Below are 18,077 nucleotides of genomic sequence, written 5' to 3' on the forward strand. Positions count from 1 at the left end.
TCACGGTGTGGTTCTCTTCCCGTCCAAATCCACAATACCCGCCTCGCAAAGGGCCGTGATCCTTGCATCTTCAAAACCCATATCGCGCAGTATGTTGCGGGTGTCCGCCCCCGGCGGGCGTCCCAACCATCGAACCTCACCTGGTGTGGCGCTCAAATGCGGAATAGGCCCGACGACCTGCGTCTGCTCTCCGTCGACCGATACGATGTCTCCGCGATGGCGTATCTGCTCATGCGTCGTGATCTCTTCGACGCTTAGAACCCGCGAGGCGACCGCATCATGGCGGGCGAATTCCGCCTCGACCTCGGCAAGCGTGCGCTGTGTGACGTAATCATTGATGGCATCAAAAACCACAACCATATGCCGTGACATCAGGTCTAGGGTCGCGAACCGTGGATCATCGGCCAGAGCGTCTCCGCCGACCGCCCGCAGCAGCCGCTGCGCCGTTTCTGCGCTGCCTGCGGAAACGGTCAGCCACACCCCATCGCACGTGCGGAACATGCCCCCCGGCGCAAAGTCCATCGGTTGGCGCAAGCCATTGCGTCCTGGTGAGAGCTTCGCACCCGTCAAGGCGGGAACAGGATAGTCCATCAACCGAAGCAATGCCTCGAACACCGCAAGATCGACGACCTGACCGCGCGCAATCCCCTTTTCGCGGGCAAACAGCGCGATCATGATACCCAAAGCGCCCATCAGCCCTGTCGTGCTGTCGGCTGCCGGAAATCCGGGGTGCATCGGCGGCCCATCCGCAAAACCAGTCAGATGGGCGAGACCACTCATCGCCTCTGCCGCGCGCCCGAAAGCGGGCACGTCCCGCATCGGGCCGTCCTGTCCGTAACCAGACACACGCAGGATTATCAGATTCGGGTTCCACTCGTGCAGGGTCTCCGGCCCGACACTCGCACGTTCAAGCACACCGGGCCGGAAATTTTCGACAAGTACATCCGCACCTTCAACCAGCCTGCGCAAGATGTCCCGGCCTTCGTCCGATTTCCAGTTCAGGCTCAGGGTTTTCTTGTTGCGGCCCAGCGTCTTCCACCAAACGCCCACCCCATCCTCTGCCTTGGGTCCGAGGTCGCGCATCATATCGGTCCGGTTGACTGCCTCGATCTTTGTTACATCTGCCCCGAAATCGGAGAGCAGAGCTGATGAAAGAGGCCCGGCTATGACGTGACCAAGCTCGATGATTTTCAATTGATGAAGTGGGGTTGTCATTCGATCAGCGACCTCCAGTTCTAACAATTGTTAGTTTTTGGTCTCTTCGAACGCAAGACCGTTCTTTCATCCCTGTGCCGGAGTAATACTACAGATGGAGTGGTTGCCGCCCTCCCGAGACGGCATCGCAATGTGCCAAGCTCGTGGTGTTTAAAGCCACGCAAAGAGGAGGACAGCGAGATGGAGGATATGATGATTGGTGTCGATCTGACAAAGAATGTTTTCCAGATTCATGGTGCCGTCCGGACGGAAGAGATCAATTTCGGAAGAAGCTGACGCGACCGCAGTTATCTCCATTCATGTCTCAGCAAAAGACCGGCTTGCTCTATTTTTGAAGCTTGCGGCAGCGCGCACTACTGGGGCACGGGAAAAGGAAGCTCGTGGCCAAAAGGTAAAATTGATTGCATCTGATTATAAGTCAAGCCAGACGAGTGCCGCTCACCGGCTGAACAAACCGTGAGTAGTTACCGTGTCTTTCTGCAATCCTAACCCGGATAATTCATGAAGCTGCATTAATGTGTTCCCGGGGCCGGTTTCACGGATCTCGGGTCTGTCGCGCGCATCCGATGTTTGCGTCCGGTTTGCTGGCCGGTCGTTGACGTGGTTGTTGGGTAATATGGATTGATGTTTCGGGGTTGTCGGGCCGCTCGCGTCAGGCTGCTTTCGGTGGGGCGAGCGCGTCGAAGAGAAGATGGAGGAGACCCTGTCGCGGACATGATGTCGGCAGTGTGATGCTGATCCGGGTCTTCTTCTCGACGATGGTTGCAGCCAGCTTGACGAGATGCAGCCGCAGGGTGTCGAATTGGGCGCGGCGCCATGGGGATCTCCTTGGACAGGCGGCGCGCAATTTCCACCAGAGCCAGTAGGCGCAACTGTGCAGCATCAGACGCATCTGGTTGGCGTTCGCCTTCGAGCATGATGTTCGGTCTGATGGGAGATGGGTCTTCCATGCCTTGATGTGGTTTTCCGCCTGACCGCGTGCGGAATAGAACTTCTCGTAGAGATGCTTGCCGCGACCGCCCTCGAGATTGGTGACGATGTAGCGGGTATCGCGCCCCATTGGGCCAACCTCGACGCGGGCTATCACGCGGCGCGGTTTCGACCACGACCGGGCCGCGTAGGAAAAGGTCTTGAACCGGCGCAGTTTCTGACCAGGGGTGCGTGTGTAGCGCGCTGCCGTCGATGCCTCCATAGCCGAGATGTTTTGCGCCAGACGGCCGTTCTTTGACAGACCGAAGACATAGCTCAGCCCGAGCCTGTCACACAGGTCCAGAACCTCCGGGGTGCAGTAATGGCCGTCCGCCCGCAGCAGGATTTCCGTCTCGGGCCAATGCCTGGCAATCTGCCGGATCAACCGGCGGATATGGGCCGCGCTCTCGGCTCCCTTGGGCCGGCGGGCCGGGCGCAACAGTATCCCCACGAGCCGGCCTTCACCGTCGAACACGACGATCGGCTGGAAGCCGAACTCGTCGTAGAACGCATTGAACAGGCGCAGGTGCTGGTGGCCATTCACCGCATCAAAGGTATCATCTATATCGAGCACGATCCGGCCTGGAGCGCGCGCAAAGGACTGACAGTAGAACCGGACCATCTCGCGACCCATGTGGATCAGCGCGCGAGTATCGGGCAGGTTTTCCATGCGTGGAATCGTCGGCTGCGAACATAATGCCGCCCCGGTTTCCGGGCCGCGCTCCAGTGCAATCCTGAAGCTGGGATCGTGCCGCAAGGCGTTCGCGTCATTGCCGTCTTCATACCCAGCTGCGATCATCATGATCCGGAAACGGATGATGTCGCACAGGCTATGCTGAACTTTTGCCGGATCGCGCGGATCGCACAGGCAATCTGCAAGCCGCTGCGCCAGACCCGCCTCGCGCTCGATCTCGCGCAGCAGCGTCAGCCCTGCGTCGGAGCTCATGTCTGCGCCGTCAAATCCAAGCAGGATCGGCTTGCCATTGAGGGGTGACAGGCGGGGCGTGGAGCACGTAGATTGGACCATGGCGGGGGTCGTCCTCTCAAAAGCTGCATGTTTGGCGGTAGCACCCAAAACATACAGCATTTCAGATGGTTACGATACCTCCGCCGCCTTCTCGTGAATTATCCGGGCTAAAATAGTTCTTCTTCTCAATTCCTCGCCTTGTATCCTGCCCGTGTCGGGATAGTATGCCGACGCATACTGGCGGAGGAAATCATGATCATTCGCGCCATTGACGGGCTTAACGAAACCATCGGCAGAATCGTCTCTGTGGTGGCGATCGTGTTCGCGGCATTCATCATCTATGACGTATTCATGCGTTACGTGCTCAACGATCCGACTCGCTGGGCGTTTGATGTCACAAAGCAGATGTTCGGCTTCTACTTTGTGCTGCTCGGCGGCTATGCGCTGCGGCATCAGGCGCATGTGCGGGTGGATCTGCTGACCGCCAATCTGTCCGAGACCCCGGCCCGTATTGTCGATGCTCTGGGCTATCTGATCTTCTTCTTTCCCTTCGCCTGGGTGTTCACGACCCGCTCCTATGAATTTGCGATGCGGTCCTATGCGCAGGGTGAAACCACCTATGGCTCGGTGCAATTGCCCGTCTATCCGCTCAAGATGGCGATGGCTGCGGCGGCGGCCCTGCTCTTGTTGCAGGGGATCGCAGAGGTTCTGAAACTCGTATTAAATCGTCAGGAGGTGCGCAGTGACGCCTGAAGTCATCGCCCTGTGCATGTTCGGCCTGCTGCTGCTTGGCCTCTTCATGGGCCATCCGCTGGCCTTTGTGCTGGGCGGCACCGCCGTTCTGGGCGCGCTGATCGCGGGCAAGCCGATGGTGCTGGGCATCGTCATCAATCGCATCTTCGGCGATGTGCTGGATAATTTCACGCTGATTGCCATTCCACTGTTCGTGCTGATGGCCCGGTTTCTCTCGGACAGCGGCGTCACCGACCGAATGTTCGAATCCCTCCGGCTGATGATGTCCAATGTGCGCGGCGGTCTAGCACTGGCGGTCGTGTTCATCTCGATCCTCTTGGCGGCGACCACCGGCATCATCGGCGCCTCAATCACCGTGATGGGCGTCATGGCCCTGCGCCCGATGCTGCAATATGGTTATAGCCCGACGCTTACCACCGGCGTCATCGCGGCCTCGGGCTGCCTCGGCATTCTCATTCCGCCCTCTATCATGCTCATCCTGATGGCCAGCTACTCACCGCTCTCGGTAGGCGAACTGTTTGCCGGTGCAATGATCCCCGGCATGTTGCTCGGACTGCTCTACGCCGTCTGGGTTGTGATCGTGGCCTTCGTGCGCCCCGATATGGCCCCCGCCGTTGAGCCGGACGAAAAGGTCAGCCGCAGCGCCCTGCTCAAGATGCTGGCGATTGAGGCCGTACCGCCCCTGGTGCTGATCCTCGGCATCCTCGGCTCGCTCCTGGCGGGCATTGCCACGGCAACAGAGGCCTCTGCCATCGGGGCCGCGCTGGCGCTGCTGATCGTGATCTTTCGCGGCAAGTTCAGATTGACCAGCTTCTACGGCGCAATGCTGGAGACCGGGCGCACCTCAGCGATGATCCTCTTCATCGTGATCGGGGCGACCGCCTTTACCGGCGTGTTCAACATCACCGGCGGGTTGCGTGCCACTCAGGAAATCATCCGGGGCATGGATATGGAGCCGTGGATGCTCATTACGATGATGCTGTTCATCGTGTTCATTTTGGGCGCTTTCCTCGATTGGACGGGGATTGTCTTGCTTTCCTTCCCGATCTTTCTGCCCATCGTGCAAGAGATGGATGTCAGCCTCTTGTGGTTTGTTGTTCTCATGTCGGTGGTGTTGCAGACCTCGTTTCTGACGCCGCCTTTTGGCTATGCCTTGTTCTATCTGCGCGCCATCGCGCCCAAGTCGGTCAAAACCTCACAGATCATCATCGGGGTGTTACCCTTCATTGGTCTCATCCTGATCATGTGCCTCGGCGTAGCCATCTTTCCGCAACTGGTCACTTGGCTGCCAGAGACGCTCTACACCAAGTAAAACAAGGAGACTACCCATGCTGAAGAAGACTTCTCTCGTGACCGGCCTCGCCCTGGCAGCAGGGATTGCGACGCAATCTGCCGCGCAGGAAAGCTGGACCATGACAACCACATGGCCCAGCTCTCTGGAGCTGATCGAGATCGACAAGCATTTCGTCGACCTCGCCAACAAGCTGACCGGCGATGCCCTGACCATCGAATTTTTCGAGGGCGGTGCGCTCGTGCCCGCAGGCGAAGTGTTTGGTGCGGTGGAATCCGGCACCATTCAGGCAGGCGGGGATTGGCCGGGCTATTGGGCAGGCCGCGATTCGGCGTTCTCCCCCTTGGCAACCACTGCCAGCCTCTTCAACGCCATCGACTACGTCAACTGGATCGAACAATGGGGCGGTGCCGATCTCTATAACGAGATCTACGGCAAATTCGGCATGGTCTACCTGCCCTACGGCGTGACCAACAACGAATCCGGTTTCCGTACCAATGAGGCCATCGTGACCCTTGAAGATCTGCAAGGCAAACGCCTGCGCCTGTCCGGTCTGGAACAGGGTCGCCTGCTCGAAAAACTCGGCGGCAATCAGGTCTCCATGGCCGGTGGCGAAATCTATCAGTCGCTGGAACGCGGCGTGATTGACGGCGCAGAATTCTCGACCCCCAATGTCGATTTTTCCGGCGGCTTCCATCAGGTGACCAAGTTCTGGGCCACTCCGGGCTGGCATCAGTCGGCTTCGGTCTTTGGCGTGATGATCAACAAGGCCTCGTGGGATGCGCTCTCGCCTGAAACGCAGGAGGATCTGAAAATCGCGGCTCAGGCCAATCTGATCTGGTCGCTTTCCTTTACCGAAAAGCGCGCCACCGAGGCCTATCAGCAGTTCAAGGACGCTGGCATCGAGATTACCCGCTACGACGACGAGACTTTGGCGCGTGTGCAGGAACTCGCCAATGAGGTGATCATCGAGACCGCCTGCGAAAACCCCGCCTCGGCCAAGGTCTATCTCAGCCAGCTCGAATATCTGGCCGATTACGCCAAATGGCGCGATGCGTCCGCCCCCTTCAATCTGGGTCGGTCGCCTAATGGGCCGGACATCGAAGCCATCCGCGCCTGCGCCAACTGATACACCGAGATCAACCGGAAGGCCCGCCATCCCTGGTGGGCCTTTTGCGTATACTGCGAACGGACCGCTTTGCGGCGACATTCTCTTTTCCGAGCGCAGCTGACCTTCGAACAAGCACGAAATGTTGATGGTCTAAGGAAAAGATCGCCCGCCTTCGCCACGATTTAGAAGCTGGCGTTAAGCTACAAGCGCATTTTGTTCAAGGGGCGGTTCTACCCACTTGAAGCGTGAATCACTTCAGCCAGAGGCTGTCCCGGTTTTCGAGTCGGCGCTTTCGTCTTTTGGTGGACGGATACGGAAAAGGAGTGCGTACAGCACCGGCACGGCGACAAGGGTCAGTACCGAGGCAAAGGCGAGGCCACCCATGATCGTGACCGCCATCGACGCAAAGAAGGCGTCCGGCAGGAGCGGGATCATGCCAAAGATCGTTGTGCCGGCGGCCAGCACGACAGGGCGCAGACGGCTGACAGAGCCGTCGATTACCGCCTTGTAATCCGGCACACCGTCCGCGCGCTGCACGTCGATCTCTTCGACCAGAACGATCGCGTTCTTCATCAGCATCCCCGAAAGCGACAAAAAGCCGAGCAGGGCCGTGAAAGTGAAAGGCAGGCCTGTGAAGAGCAGCCCGAGCACCATGCCTGTCACTGACATCGGCACGACAAGCCACAGGATGAGCGGCTGGCGAACCTTGTTGAACATCAGGATCGAGATCGTCAGCATGACAAGAAAGCTGAGGGGAAGCTGCTTGCCAAGGCTGGTCTGGGCGTCGGTGGAGCTTTCATACTGCCCGCCCCATTCCATGCTGTAGCCCTCGGGAAGCGGGAGGGCCTCGATCTCGGTGCGCACGCTTTTGAAGGCCTCATCCGCCGTGAGATCCCCCCGTGCGCCGCCAAGGGCGGTGATGGTGCGTTCACGGTTGCGCCGGTGAATGAGCGCCTCCACGAGGCGCGGCTCGAACCGTTCCACAAGGTTGGCCATGGGAACGTAGGCGCCAGCTCCATCGGACCAGGCCGACAGGTCACGAACGCGGTCGATTCCGTCGCGTTCGTTCGCAGGCAGCCGCAGGTGGATCGGGATGACCGCGTCGCCTTCGCGCAATTCACCGACTCGCAAGCCCGAGGTTCCGTAGCGGACGGTATCGGAGATCGCGCTGCGCGAGGTCCCGGCCAGCCGCATCCGCGACTCGTCAACGATCGGCTCGATCAGGATCTCGCGCTGCCGCCAATTGGTGCGTGAATTGGTGATTGTGCCTGCGGCCGCGTATATCCGGGTTGCATCATCGGCGAGTTGGCGCAGAATGACCGGATCGGCACCGGAGAAGCGGACCGCCACATCGGCACCGGAGGGCGGGCCGAAAACGAGTTCTTCGACCCGGACAAGCGCGTTGGGAAATGCGGCGGGCAGATCGCGGTTCAACCGATTGGCCATGGCCGGGATCGCCTCGGCGTCGGCCACCCGGACGATCAGCTGGCCATAGCTGGCATCCGCCTGCTCCGGGCTGTAGGTCAGCATGAAGCGGCTTGCGCCACGTCCCACCAGGGTCGTCACATCCGTCACGCCCTCCTCGGCCAGGAACATCTGTTCAAGTCGCCGCATTTCACGGTCGGTGACGTTGATGTCAGTGCCTTGCGGCATCTGGAATTCGACATAGAAGAGCGGGGTATTTGACGCCGGGAAAAAGGCCTGCTTGACCTGCCCGAAGGCCATCACCGACACAACTGTGATTCCCACGATTATAAGCACAACCAGCACACGGGCGCGCAGCACGAGCCAGAGCATCCCGCGATAGATCCCGTAGAACGCGCCCTTGTAGGGATCGTCCGAGGTGTTTTTTGGGGCCTTGAGCAGCAGCTTGCCGAGATAGGGCGTGACCGTGACGGCCAGAATCCAGCTCATCAGCAGCGAGATGGTGATCACCGCGAAAAGCGAGAACAGGAACTCGCCCGTGGCATCCGGCGACAGGCCGATCCCGGAAAATGCCATGATCCCGATCACGGTGGCCCCAAGCAGCGGAATGGACGTGGAACTTTCGGTCTCGGCGGCGGCTTTTTCCGCACTCTTTCCGCGCGCCATGCCGATTACCATCCCTTCGGTGATCACGATGGCGTTGTCCACCAGCATCCCCATCGCAATGATCAGGGCGCCAAGGCTGATCCGCTCCATTGCGATCCCGAACACCGACATGAAGAACAGTGTCACGAAAACCGTAAGCCCGAGGGTCGCGCCCACCACGAGACCCGCGCGCCAGCCCATTGTCAGAATAAGCGCCCCGACAACGATGGCAACCGACATCGCAAGGCTCAGAAGAAAGCTGGAGACGGCCTGATCAACGACGACGTGCTGTTCGTAGATCGGCGTGATCTCGACACCTTCGGGCAACTCAGCCTTCAACGTCTCAAGTCGAGCGGCAGCCGCCGCGCCAACCTCGACCACGTTTCGGTTTGTCAGCGCCGACACCCCGAGGGTGAAGGCCGCGGTGCCGTTCTGCCGGATGATCTGACTGGGCTGTTCCGCCTCGTCGCGGGCGACGCGGGCAATATCATGGATCGCGACCTGCCCGACCTCTCCGGCCGCGCCAAGCCGCAACTCCTCGATCCCTTCGGGGGTCACATAACCTGGCGGAACGGACAGTCCTATCCGGGCCGGCCCCTCGGTGATCTCGCCATTATCAAAGACGAGGTTCTCGTCGTTCAGCACACTCAGAACCTGGTTGGGCGGAAGGCCCAGCTCTGTCAGGCGCGCGGATGGAATCGAGATCGTGATCACCTCTTCGGTGAGGCCCTGAACCTCGACCTTGGCGACACCGTCGACGGTCACCAGCCCCAGCCGCAATCGCGTGGCCAGATCCCGCTCTTCGCGCGGGGTCAGACCTTCGGTTTTCACAGCGTAGAACATGCCGTAAACATCGCCAAAATCATCGTTGACGATGGGCGCGCGCGCGCCTTCGGGAAGCTCCCCCTCTACGTCGCGGATGCGCAGGCGCATCTCGTCCCAGACTTGCGGAATCTCATCCGGGCCATATGTGCCCTCGATCTCCACGGTGATTTGCGCCATGCCCGGCATCGACTTGGATTCGACCCGGTCAAGCTGCTTCATCTGCTGCAGCGCGTTTTCGATGACGTCAGAGACCTCTTCCTCGACCTCGACTGCTGTCGCGCCGGGATATGGCACGAAGACAAGCGCGGTCTTGAGCGTGAAACTCGGGTCTTCAAGGCGGCCCACCGTGTTCAGCCCCCAATATCCGCCAAGAAGGCAAAAGAGGATGAGGAGCCAGACCGCGACGGGCCGCTGGATGCTTGCGCCTGAAATGCTGAATGCCATGGATCTGTTCGTGTCCTGTCAAGGGGGCGGGATCAGAGCCCCGAAACCGTCACGGTCTGATTGTCCCGAAGTCGCCACCACCCGCCGGAAACGATCAATTCATCGCCCTCCAGACCTTCGAGAACCACGATCTCGTTATCGACGGGCAGCCCCAAGCGGATCGTCTGGCGTGTGACCTGTCCCGACTGTTCGTCGTAGATCCAGACTGAAGGCTCGGTTCGGCTTGAGGTATCGATCGCCGAAACCGGGACCATGACGGACTGTGCACTGGCTTCGGCGGCTGCGTTTGAAAGACGCACCCTGGCCGTCATCCCGGGCAGAAGACGCGAATCGACATCGCCCGTGATTGCGAATTCCACATCATAGGTCTGCGCCGTGCTGTTCGCATCGGTTGCAAAGGACCGAAGCACGAGCGGTGCCGTGTAGCCAGGCACCGCCGGAAAACTCGCCACGAGATCGAAAGCGTCGGGCGCGCTTCGTGCGACGGCCGCCAGTTCTTCCGGCAGAGAAATCAGGATCCTTAACTCGCTGACGTCCTGAAGACGTGCCACCGATGCCGCCGAGGTGACGTTGACATAATCTTCTATGAATGTGCGTGCCACGATCGCGTCGAAAGGCGCGACGATCTGCGTCTGGGAGAGGCGTCGCTCGGCCTCGCGCAGCGCAACTTCCGCCTGCGCGTATTCGGCGCGGGCGGTTTCAAGCCGGGATTCCGCAGCAACGCCCCGTTCGGCAAGACTCGCTGCGCGGTTGATCTCGGACTCAGCAAGGACGAAGGCCGCCCGCGCCCGATCCACGGCGAGTTCGAAATCGACCGGATCGAGCGCCGCGATCAGATCGCCCTTGCTGATCTTGTCACCCGGTTCCACCTCAAGGCGCAGGACCTGTCCGGACACCTGAAACGCGATGTCCACGGTGCGGGCCGGCACGACTCGTCCGGCAACGGTGCGACCGCGCGTAACGGTCCGGCGCGTTGCTCGGGTCACCTCGACCACGACCTCCTTGTCGGACGCGCCCGCCTGGCTTATTTCGGCACCAGGTTCAGTCGACTCCTGGCCTGTCTGGGCCAGCACTTCGCCCAAGGACACAGGAAGAAAGGACACCATCAGGAGTGCCGCCCCCGCCACAGCAATAACCGCAGCGATCCCCTTCCAGCTTTTGTCTTTTTTACTTGAGATCATCGATCAGGGCCCTCAATCGTTCGATGACGCGTTCTCTGGTGTCCGCACCGCCATCCGGTAGCTTCAACAGCTTCTGGAAACGCAGCCCCTGGATTGCCCAAAAGGCCACCATGGCACCCGGCGCGTCTTGTGTATCGGACAGGATACGCCCGAGGTCGTCGGTCAATTCCGCCCGCAGCGGATCGAGCAGTTGCGGATCTGATGCAGCGGTCGCGAGAATCGCCATCGACAGGTCACCATCCACCTCTTCCGACTGTAGAACCGTTTCGAGATGGCCCCGGAGCGTGCGTGCGGGGTGCCGCTCGGGCACGCTCTCGAGCAATTCGCGGTGCTCGGCCAGCATCGCATCCAGCAGCCCCGAGAGCAGGGCCTTCTTTGTCGGGTAATTGTAAAGCACGCCGCCCTTGCTGAGACCTGCCTCCTTTGCAACCGCCTCGATCGTTATCTTTCCCGCACCTGCACGCGCGGCGATCGCGCGCGCCGCAGACAGTATCCTGCGAGACGCGCTTCCGGTTTCCGCTGGGGTTATGTGCTCACTCAAAACTGTACCGTCCGGTCGGTGCACCTCCACAGGTAGCTAGTGTCTGGCACCATCCGGGTCAAGTGTTCAACCGGACCCGTCACCGCGAGGCGCGGCATGGCGCCTGTCGAAGCACCAGAAGGCAGGCTGTTGGACGTCCCACGCTATAAGCCATTGCGCCAGCCATATACCCCCAGAAAAGCGTCAACCGCCCTCTTTGAATGCTCAGGTGCATCGACGGGTTGGTCGACGGCCAACAATCGCGGCATGATGACGCCGGAGATGGATAGGTGAATAAACTGACTGGCGGCGTTTTGAATGTTTTCAACGCTCAGTGATCTCGTTTCGTGCAAGTCTCTGAGTATTTGCGCAACGTGTTTGATGGCGCGCGTCGGGCCTGCGTCCATGTATATTTCACCTGCCTCCGGCAGAACCGAAACCGCGCCGATGCAAACACGCAGGAGGCGAATATAGTCATCATCCATGACCAACCCGATCATCCGCCGAGAGAGTTCTTCAAGGACACCTCGTGCATCGCCCGCGTTTGAAAGAGGACGGCAGATTTCTTCTGAAAGTCTGTCGCATTCAGCTTGTAAAACGCTCAAGAAAAGCCTGTCCTTGCTTGGGAAATGCGCATAAAGGGTCGCCTTCGACACCTTGGCTTTTTCGGCAATCGCGTCGACGCTGGCACCTTCAAAACCGCACTTCAGAAAGACCTCCCTCGCCCCTCTAAGCACATCGGCAACTTTACTTTCCCTCATGGCGATCACCTGATTCCAGAACGTGATATCGAATGCACGGCGCAACGTGTCTGACCGCGCTCACAGGCAAAAGCCGGGTGGCGCAGCCTAACTCACACACGCGAGTTTGGTGAAGCGGCCCCGCCCAAGTCATCATCTTCAAATACCCCCTCGGTCTTCCATCGTTCCGCGATCTCGCCCATTGCGTCGAGAACGCCGCGCAGGTCGTTGCCGCGCGGCGTCAGGCCATAGGTGACTGCGGGCGGGATCGTCTCGGCCTGTTCGCGCCAGACGACCCCGGCGCGCTGTAGCATCCGCAAACGCTCGGTCAGCATTCGGGTCGATATTCCCGGCACGGCGCGTTTCAGCACCCCAAATCTTTGTGGCCCCTGATCGCTCAGCACCCAGATGATGTGGGTTGTCCACGGTCCCATGAGCAGACGCAGGATCGAATCCATCGGGCATTGTGGCGGCGTTCTGGGCATGGGATCGGCTCGATTTTATAGTTACTTTTTCGTCCCTACTTTAAATAACGACATTACTCAACTACTCCTTATCCATACAACGAAAGGCAAGGTCTCGAATGGCCTGACCGGTGAGGATGATGCGATATGCCCCGTATGCCCACGATGTTCATTCCCCATGGCGGCGGCCCGTGCTTCTTCATGGACTGGAGCCCGCTCGATGAATGGGACCGGCACCGGAAATTCCTGGAGGATCTGCCTTCCACATTGCCCGAACGTCCCCGCGCGCTTCTGGTGATCTCTGGCCACTGGGAGGAACCCGCCTTTACCGTCCAGACCAACCCCGCCCCGCCGCTTCTGTTCGATTATGGCGGTTTTCCACCCCATACCTATGAATTGACCTGGCCCGCCCCCGGCGATCCGGCGCTGGCCGAGCGCGTGCATGAGCTGATCCGCGCCGCCGGGCTTGCCGCTGCGAAGGATGCCACGCGCGGGTTTGACCACGGCGTTTTCGTGCCGCTCAAGGTCGCCTTTCCCGATGCCGACATTCGCTGTGTCCAGCTTTCGGTTGCCAGCGATCTCGACCCCGCGCGCCACATTGCGCTTGGCCGTGCCCTGGCCCCCCTGCGCGACGAGGGCGTGCTGATCCTCGGCAGCGGCAACACCTATCACAACATGTCCGTGCTGATGCAGAGCCTGCGTGGCGGGGCGCGAGACGACATCGTTGGCGGCGCGTTCGATGCCTGGCTGACCGAGGCCGTGACCTGCCCCGATCCCGAGGAACGCAACCGCAGGCTTGCGCGCTGGTCCGATGCCCCGGGCGGCCGCGAGGCCCATCCGCGCGAAGAGCACCTGATCCCGCTGCACGTTGTGGCGGGCGCAGCAGCGCGGACATTGGGCGCAAGACGCTAGAAGACCCCGTTATGGGCGCTGTCGAAAGCGCCTTTCGGTTCGGTTGAGTTGAAAAGACACGAAAGGAGCACCACGAAAAATGCCCGACATCACCGGACCCAAGCCGGTCAGCCCTGCCAAGATCGCCGGCAGGGAAATTCCCCATGTCCCGACCATGCGCGCCGCCCTGGTAAAGGCGATGAAGGAACACGACCTGCCGGAGGCGATACCGTGCTGAAGATACCGCCGCGCGAGGGGCCTAGGCCTGCGACCACGCCTTGTGCCCCGCATACCCAGATTTCCCAGAACCCGGATGCCGCAACGGTTCGGGCGTTCAGGGAACGGGCCTTTGATTTTCCCTTTGTCATCCGCCAGCCCTCGATGATCTCGGTGCCGGGCGCAGAGGCGCTCTGCCTCGAACACGGGCGCGGATGCGGTTGCCGTGAGGCGTTCATGGTCGGCAGGGAATTCGCCCATGTCCATCCACCGCAGGACGGCAGCCTGCACATGATGCTGCCCGAGGACGCAGTGCCGAAAATCATTGATCTGGGCTGGGCAGAACCGCATCCGATGGCCGCGGCGGGCATGATCCCGCCAACCGCTGTCATGGTCTATGCGCCCAGAAACGCAGCAGAAATCGAAACCGTTCTCGGCCTTCTGGGCCTGTCCTATGACTTTGCCAGTGGTCGGCTCGGACGGGTGGACAACGTCGTTCTGTGACGGGATGCGCCGTTCAATCCGGTTGTGAAGCCCTATGCGGATGATCTAGGGTTTAAGCGCGTCGCAAGAACAATAAGGACGCCCGAATCATCACAGCAAGCGAGTATACAGTGGCAAAACCCAGCCCCGTTATCATAGCCGCGATCGTCATCGCTGTCGCCGTATCCGGCTTTTTGCTCTGGCAAAGCACCCGCTCCGATATGGACGCGGAAGGATTCGCGCGCGGCAACGGGCGGATCGAAGCGGTCGAAATCGACGTTGCGGCCAAGCTGCCCGGGCGGATTGACACCGTGCTTGTGAACGAAGGGGAACTCGTCGCGGCGGGCGCGCTGCTGGCCGAGCTCGACACGCGGCAATTGCAGGCCAATCGCAACCAGATGGTGGCAGAACTGCGCCGCGCCGAAATCTCCGTGGAAAACGCTACGCTGCTTGTCGAACAGCGCGCGGCCGAAGTGCGCGCGGCCGAGGCCGTTCTGGAACAGCGCCGCGCGGAGGAGGATGTCGCGCGGCGCCAGTATGAGCGCTCCGAGTCTCTGACGCAGAACAGCATCACATCCGAACGGCAGTTCGAGATCGATCGGGCCAATGCCTTTGGCGCCGCGGCGGCGGTTGCCTCGGCAGAGGCGTCGCTTGCGGCGGCGCGGGCCGGGGTCTCTTCGGCGAAAGCCTCGGTCATTGGGGCCGAAGCTTCGGTGACCGCGGCCCGGGCGACGATCGAGGCAATCGACGTGCAGATTGAGGACAGCACATTGAAAGCGCCGCGTGCCGGACGGGTGCAATATATCGTCGCGCGTGCGGGCGAAGTCGTGGGTGCCGGCGGGCGCGTTGTCAACATGGTGGACCTCAACGACGTTTACATGACGTTTTTCCTTCCGACGGCGGATGCGGGGCGTATCGGGCTGGGAACCGAGGTGCGTCTGCTGCTGGATGCGGCACCCGGCATCGTCATCCCCGCGCACGTTTCCTTCGTGTCGGACGTGGCGCAGTTCACGCCCAAGACGGTCGAGACGGAAATCGAGCGCGAGAAGCTGATGTTCAGGGTGCGGGCCAGGATCGCGCCGGAGCTGCTGGAAAAGCACCTCGATCAGGTCAAGACCGGGCTTCCCGGCGTCGCCTGGGTGCGGCTTGACCCGACCGCGCCCTGGCCGGCTGAGGCGCAGGGGCAGGTGCTGGAATGACCGATTCCATGCCTGCGGTGCGTGCCGAGGGGCTCTCGCTCCGCTATGGCAAGACCCGGGCCGTGGACGATGTTTCGATCGACCTGCCGTCAGGCCGTTCCGTCGGCGTCATCGGGCCGGACGGCGTGGGAAAGTCGAGCCTTCTGGCGCTGATCGTCGGGGCGCGGCGGATGCAGAAAGGGCGGCTCGAGGTGCTGGGGGGCGACATGGCCCGCGCCGGGCATCGCGCGCGCATCGCCCCGCGCATCGCCTATATGCCGCAGGGGCTGGGGCGGAACCTTTACCCGACGCTTTCGGTCCGCGAAAATGTCGATTTTTTCGGGCGCCTTTTTGGCGAGGGCGCGCAGGAACGCGCGCAGCGGATCGACGAACTGCTCAAGGCGACCGGTCTCGCCCCGTTTGCCGACCGCGCGGCGGCCAAGCTTTCGGGCGGGATGAAGCAGAAGCTGGGCCTGTGCTGCGCGCTGATCCACGACCCCGACCTTCTGGTTCTTGATGAGCCGACCACCGGCGTCGATCCGCTGTCGCGGCGCGAATTCTGGGCCCTGATCGACCGAATCCGCGCTGATCGCCCACATATGAGCCTGCTGGTGTCGAGCGCCTATATGGAAGAGGCCGCGCGCTTCGATCACCTGGTGGCGATGGACGCGGGCAAGGTTCTGGCGACCGGCAGCACGGCCGAAATCCTGGAACGCACCGGTGCCGCTGATCTGGATGCGGCCTTCATCGCACTTCTGCCCGAGGAAAACCGCAGCCGCCACAAAGACCTGAGCATCCCGCCGCGCGATCCGGCGTCCGACGGGGAAAACGTCATCGAGGCCGAGAACCTTACCGTGCGGTTTGGCGATTTCACAGCTGTGGACCAGGTGAGCTTTCGCATCAAGCGGGGCGAGATCTTCGGCTTTCTGGGCTCCAACGGGTGCGGCAAGACCACCACCATGAAGGCGCTGACCGGGCTGCTGGATCCGAGTGACGGCACCACGAAGATTTACGGTCGCAAGGTCGATGCCCATGACATGGCCACCCGCAAGCGCATCGGCTACATGACGCAATCCTTCTCGCTTTATTCCGAGCTGACGGTGCGGCAGAACCTTGATCTGCACGGGCAGCTTTTCGACATGACATCCGCAGAGATCGTGCCGCGGATCGCGGAACTCGCTGAGCGGTTCGATCTTGAAGACGTGCTCGACAGCCTGCCGATGCGCCTGCCGCTGGGTATTCGTCAGCGCCTGTCGCTGGCGGTCGCGCTGATCCATCGCCCCGAAATCCTGATCCTAGACGAGCCGACATCGGGGGTGGACCCTGTGGCGCGCGATATCTTCTGGCAATCGCTGATAGATCTGTCCCGAAACGATGGCGTGACGATCTTCATCTCCACCCATTACATGGCCGAGGCCACGCGCTGCGACAGGATTTCGCTGATGCACCAGGGCCGCGTGCTTGTCAGCGACACGCCCGAGGCGATCCGCGAGGAGGCGGGCACAGAGACGCTGGATGATGCCTTTGTCCACCATCTGAAACGCGCGCAGGATCAGGACAGCCCGCCCGCGCCCGAGACGAAAGAAGGGCTTTCCGCCGGGCCTGCCACTTCCGGCCGGCGGCGGCGCGGGGGATTCAGCCTGGCGCGGCTGCTGAGCTTTTCATGGCGCGAGTCGCTGGAGTTGCGCCGCGATCCGATCCGCCTGACGCTTGCCAGCCTCGGCAGCGTGATTCTGATGATCGTGCTGGGCTATGGTGTGTCCATGGATGTCGAAAACCTCAAATTTGCGGTGCTCGATTTCGATCAGAGCATCCTTAGCCAATCCTATGTCAACGACCTGGCCGGGTCGCGTTACTTTGACGAGGAACCGCCGCTTGTCGATCATGCCGATCTGGACTACCGGATGCGGGCGGGTGAAATCAGCCTGGCGCTGGAATTTCCGCCGGGGTTCGCCGCCGATCTTGAACGCGGCCGCCCCGTCGCCATTGGCGCGTGGTTCGACGGGGCCATGCCGATGCGCGCCGATACGGTGCGCGGGTATATCCAGGGGATGCACGCCCACTGGCTGACCGAGCAGATCCGCCAGGCCTTTGGCGATCAAGCGGGGGCGGGAAACTTCACGCTTGAGGTGCGCTACCGCTACAACCCCGATGTCGAGAGTCTGGCGGCCATGGTGCCCGCGATGATCCCGCTGTTGCTGATGTTGATCCCCGCCACGCTGGCTGTCCTGTCCGTGGCACGCGAAAAGGAGACCGGCTCGATCGTCAATCTTTATGTCACCCCGGCGCGGCGGCTGGAATTCCTGCTGGGCAAACAGGTGCCCTATGTCGTTCTGGGTTTCATGAATTACCTTTTGCTGCTGGCGCTGGCGGTGGTGGTCTTCGGGGTGCCGGTCAAGGGCAGCCTGCTCGCGCTTTCGCTCGGGGCGCTGATCTATGTCGTGCTGGCCACCGGGCTGGGCCTGCTTATTTCCGCCTTCACCCAAAGCCAGGTCACGGCCCTGTTCTTCACCTTCATGGCGACGCTTATCCCGGCGATGCAATATGGCGGCATCATCGATCCGGTTGCGTCAATGGACGGCCTGGGTCGGATGATCGGTGAAATCTATCCCACCAGTCATTTCGTCACCATCTCGCGCGGAGCCTTTTCTAAGGCACTGGGGTTCGATGATCTGGGCGGGTCTTTCCTGCCGATGCTGGCGCTTGTGCCGGTGGTGGTGGTGCTGGGTGCCATCTTCGTGCGCAAACAGGAGAAATAA

General features: G+C 61.1%; 15 protein-coding genes. 8 read left to right on the forward strand and 7 right to left on the reverse strand.

Annotated features, from left to right (window positions below):
- Together ROS217_RS21835 and ROS217_RS21840 are read right to left on the reverse strand one after the other, a co-directional pair.
- Complete coding sequence (locus tag ROS217_RS21835) at positions 1-1,215, reverse strand: CaiB/BaiF CoA transferase family protein (RefSeq protein ID WP_009820017.1); 1,215 nt, start codon at positions 1,213-1,215, stop codon at positions 1-3.
- Positions 1,216-1,867: 652 nt separating this feature from the next.
- Entirely contained in the window at positions 1,868-3,211 is a 1,344-nt protein-coding gene (locus ROS217_RS21840) for an IS1380-like element ISRssp8 family transposase (protein WP_009820019.1), read from the reverse strand.
- Positions 3,212-3,403: 192 nt separating this feature from the next.
- Between ROS217_RS21840 and ROS217_RS21845 the strand changes: the two genes are divergently transcribed.
- From ROS217_RS21845 to dctP, 3 genes are read left to right on the forward strand one after another with little or no spacing between them, the layout of a single operon-like run.
- Positions 3,404-3,904 carry a TRAP transporter small permease subunit gene (locus ROS217_RS21845; protein ID WP_009820020.1) on the forward strand — a complete coding sequence of 167 codons (501 nt, stop codon included), beginning with the start codon at positions 3,404-3,406 and terminating at the stop codon, positions 3,902-3,904.
- Positions 3,894-5,216 (forward strand): TRAP transporter large permease, encoded by a 1,323-nt coding sequence (locus tag ROS217_RS21850; RefSeq protein WP_198134953.1) that lies wholly within the window; start codon positions 3,894-3,896, stop codon positions 5,214-5,216. The genes ROS217_RS21845 and ROS217_RS21850 overlap by 11 nt, the downstream gene beginning before the upstream one ends.
- A gap of 16 nt (positions 5,217-5,232) precedes the next feature.
- Positions 5,233-6,324, forward strand: coding sequence for a TRAP transporter substrate-binding protein DctP (dctP, locus tag ROS217_RS21855; protein ID WP_009820022.1), 1,092 nt, complete (start codon positions 5,233-5,235; stop codon positions 6,322-6,324).
- Between the two features lie 237 nt (positions 6,325-6,561).
- On the opposite strand, the gene ROS217_RS21860 is transcribed toward dctP, so the two are convergent.
- The 5 genes from ROS217_RS21860 to ROS217_RS21880 all read right to left on the reverse strand — a co-directional run bounded on the left by ROS217_RS21860 (position 6,562) and on the right by ROS217_RS21880 (position 12,571).
- Positions 6,562-9,645 carry an efflux RND transporter permease subunit gene (locus ROS217_RS21860; protein WP_009820023.1) on the reverse strand — a complete coding sequence of 1,028 codons (3,084 nt, stop codon included), beginning with the start codon at positions 9,643-9,645 and terminating at the stop codon, positions 6,562-6,564.
- A gap of 32 nt (positions 9,646-9,677) precedes the next feature.
- Positions 9,678-10,826 carry an efflux RND transporter periplasmic adaptor subunit gene (locus tag ROS217_RS21865; RefSeq protein WP_009820024.1) on the reverse strand — a complete coding sequence of 383 codons (1,149 nt, stop codon included), beginning with the start codon at positions 10,824-10,826 and terminating at the stop codon, positions 9,678-9,680.
- Complete coding sequence (locus ROS217_RS21870; RefSeq protein ID WP_009820025.1) at positions 10,813-11,367, reverse strand: TetR family transcriptional regulator; 555 nt, start codon at positions 11,365-11,367, stop codon at positions 10,813-10,815. Before ROS217_RS21870 ends, ROS217_RS21865 begins: the two co-directional genes overlap by 14 nt.
- Before the next feature lie 143 nt (positions 11,368-11,510).
- The gene (locus ROS217_RS21875; protein WP_050766491.1) at positions 11,511-12,107 is read right to left on the reverse strand and encodes a TetR/AcrR family transcriptional regulator; all 597 of its coding nucleotides are present in this window, start codon (positions 12,105-12,107) and stop codon (positions 11,511-11,513) included.
- A gap of 92 nt (positions 12,108-12,199) precedes the next feature.
- Positions 12,200-12,571: a winged helix-turn-helix transcriptional regulator gene (locus tag ROS217_RS21880; RefSeq protein WP_254656516.1), complete on the reverse strand. Its 372-nt coding sequence runs from the start codon at positions 12,569-12,571 to the stop codon at positions 12,200-12,202.
- 126 nt (positions 12,572-12,697) lie between these two features.
- Here ROS217_RS21880 and ROS217_RS21885 point away from each other — a divergent pair, with 126 nt between their 5' ends.
- From ROS217_RS21885 to rbbA, 5 genes are all read left to right on the forward strand, one after another.
- On the forward strand, positions 12,698-13,462 hold the full coding sequence (locus ROS217_RS21885; RefSeq protein WP_254656517.1) for a DODA-type extradiol aromatic ring-opening family dioxygenase: 765 nt from the start codon (positions 12,698-12,700) through the stop codon (positions 13,460-13,462).
- A 79-nt stretch (positions 13,463-13,541) separates the two neighbouring features.
- Complete coding sequence (locus tag ROS217_RS24235) at positions 13,542-13,679, forward strand: hypothetical protein (protein WP_009820029.1); 138 nt, start codon at positions 13,542-13,544, stop codon at positions 13,677-13,679.
- Positions 13,673-14,161 carry a luciferase domain-containing protein gene (locus tag ROS217_RS21890; protein ID WP_036050122.1) on the forward strand — a complete coding sequence of 163 codons (489 nt, stop codon included), beginning with the start codon at positions 13,673-13,675 and terminating at the stop codon, positions 14,159-14,161. The genes ROS217_RS24235 and ROS217_RS21890 overlap by 7 nt, the downstream gene beginning before the upstream one ends.
- Before the next feature lie 200 nt (positions 14,162-14,361).
- A complete protein-coding gene (locus tag ROS217_RS21895; protein WP_009820031.1) occupies positions 14,362-15,339 on the forward strand; it encodes an HlyD family secretion protein in 978 nt (325 codons plus the stop codon).
- The gene (gene rbbA, locus ROS217_RS21900) at positions 15,336-18,077 is read left to right on the forward strand and encodes a ribosome-associated ATPase/putative transporter RbbA (RefSeq protein ID WP_009820032.1); all 2,742 of its coding nucleotides are present in this window, start codon (positions 15,336-15,338) and stop codon (positions 18,075-18,077) included. The genes ROS217_RS21895 and rbbA overlap by 4 nt, the downstream gene beginning before the upstream one ends.

The organism is Roseovarius sp. 217 (genome assembly GCF_000152845.1).
Classification (GTDB): domain Bacteria; phylum Pseudomonadota; class Alphaproteobacteria; order Rhodobacterales; family Rhodobacteraceae; genus Roseovarius.

Coding starts and splice junctions, on each gene's coding strand:
- ROS217_RS21865 (WP_009820024.1), bottom strand. CDS start 10,826: ATGATCTCAAGTAAAAAAGACAAAAGCTGGAAGGGGATCGCTGCGGTT.
- ROS217_RS21845 (WP_009820020.1), top strand. CDS start 3,404: ATGATCATTCGCGCCATTGACGGGCTTAACGAAACCATCGGCAGAATC.
- dctP (WP_009820022.1), top strand. CDS start 5,233: ATGCTGAAGAAGACTTCTCTCGTGACCGGCCTCGCCCTGGCAGCAGGG.
- ROS217_RS21840 (WP_009820019.1), bottom strand. CDS start 3,211: ATGGTCCAATCTACGTGCTCCACGCCCCGCCTGTCACCCCTCAATGGC.
- ROS217_RS21895 (WP_009820031.1), top strand. CDS start 14,362: ATGGACGCGGAAGGATTCGCGCGCGGCAACGGGCGGATCGAAGCGGTC.
- ROS217_RS21835 (WP_009820017.1), bottom strand. CDS start 1,215: ATGACAACCCCACTTCATCAATTGAAAATCATCGAGCTTGGTCACGTC.
- rbbA (WP_009820032.1), top strand. CDS start 15,336: ATGACCGATTCCATGCCTGCGGTGCGTGCCGAGGGGCTCTCGCTCCGC.
- ROS217_RS21880 (WP_254656516.1), bottom strand. CDS start 12,571: ATGCCCAGAACGCCGCCACAATGCCCGATGGATTCGATCCTGCGTCTG.
- ROS217_RS21860 (WP_009820023.1), bottom strand. CDS start 9,645: ATGGCATTCAGCATTTCAGGCGCAAGCATCCAGCGGCCCGTCGCGGTC.
- ROS217_RS24235 (WP_009820029.1), top strand. CDS start 13,542: ATGCCCGACATCACCGGACCCAAGCCGGTCAGCCCTGCCAAGATCGCC.
- ROS217_RS21875 (WP_050766491.1), bottom strand. CDS start 12,107: ATGAGGGAAAGTAAAGTTGCCGATGTGCTTAGAGGGGCGAGGGAGGTC.
- ROS217_RS21885 (WP_254656517.1), top strand. CDS start 12,698: ATGCCCCGTATGCCCACGATGTTCATTCCCCATGGCGGCGGCCCGTGC.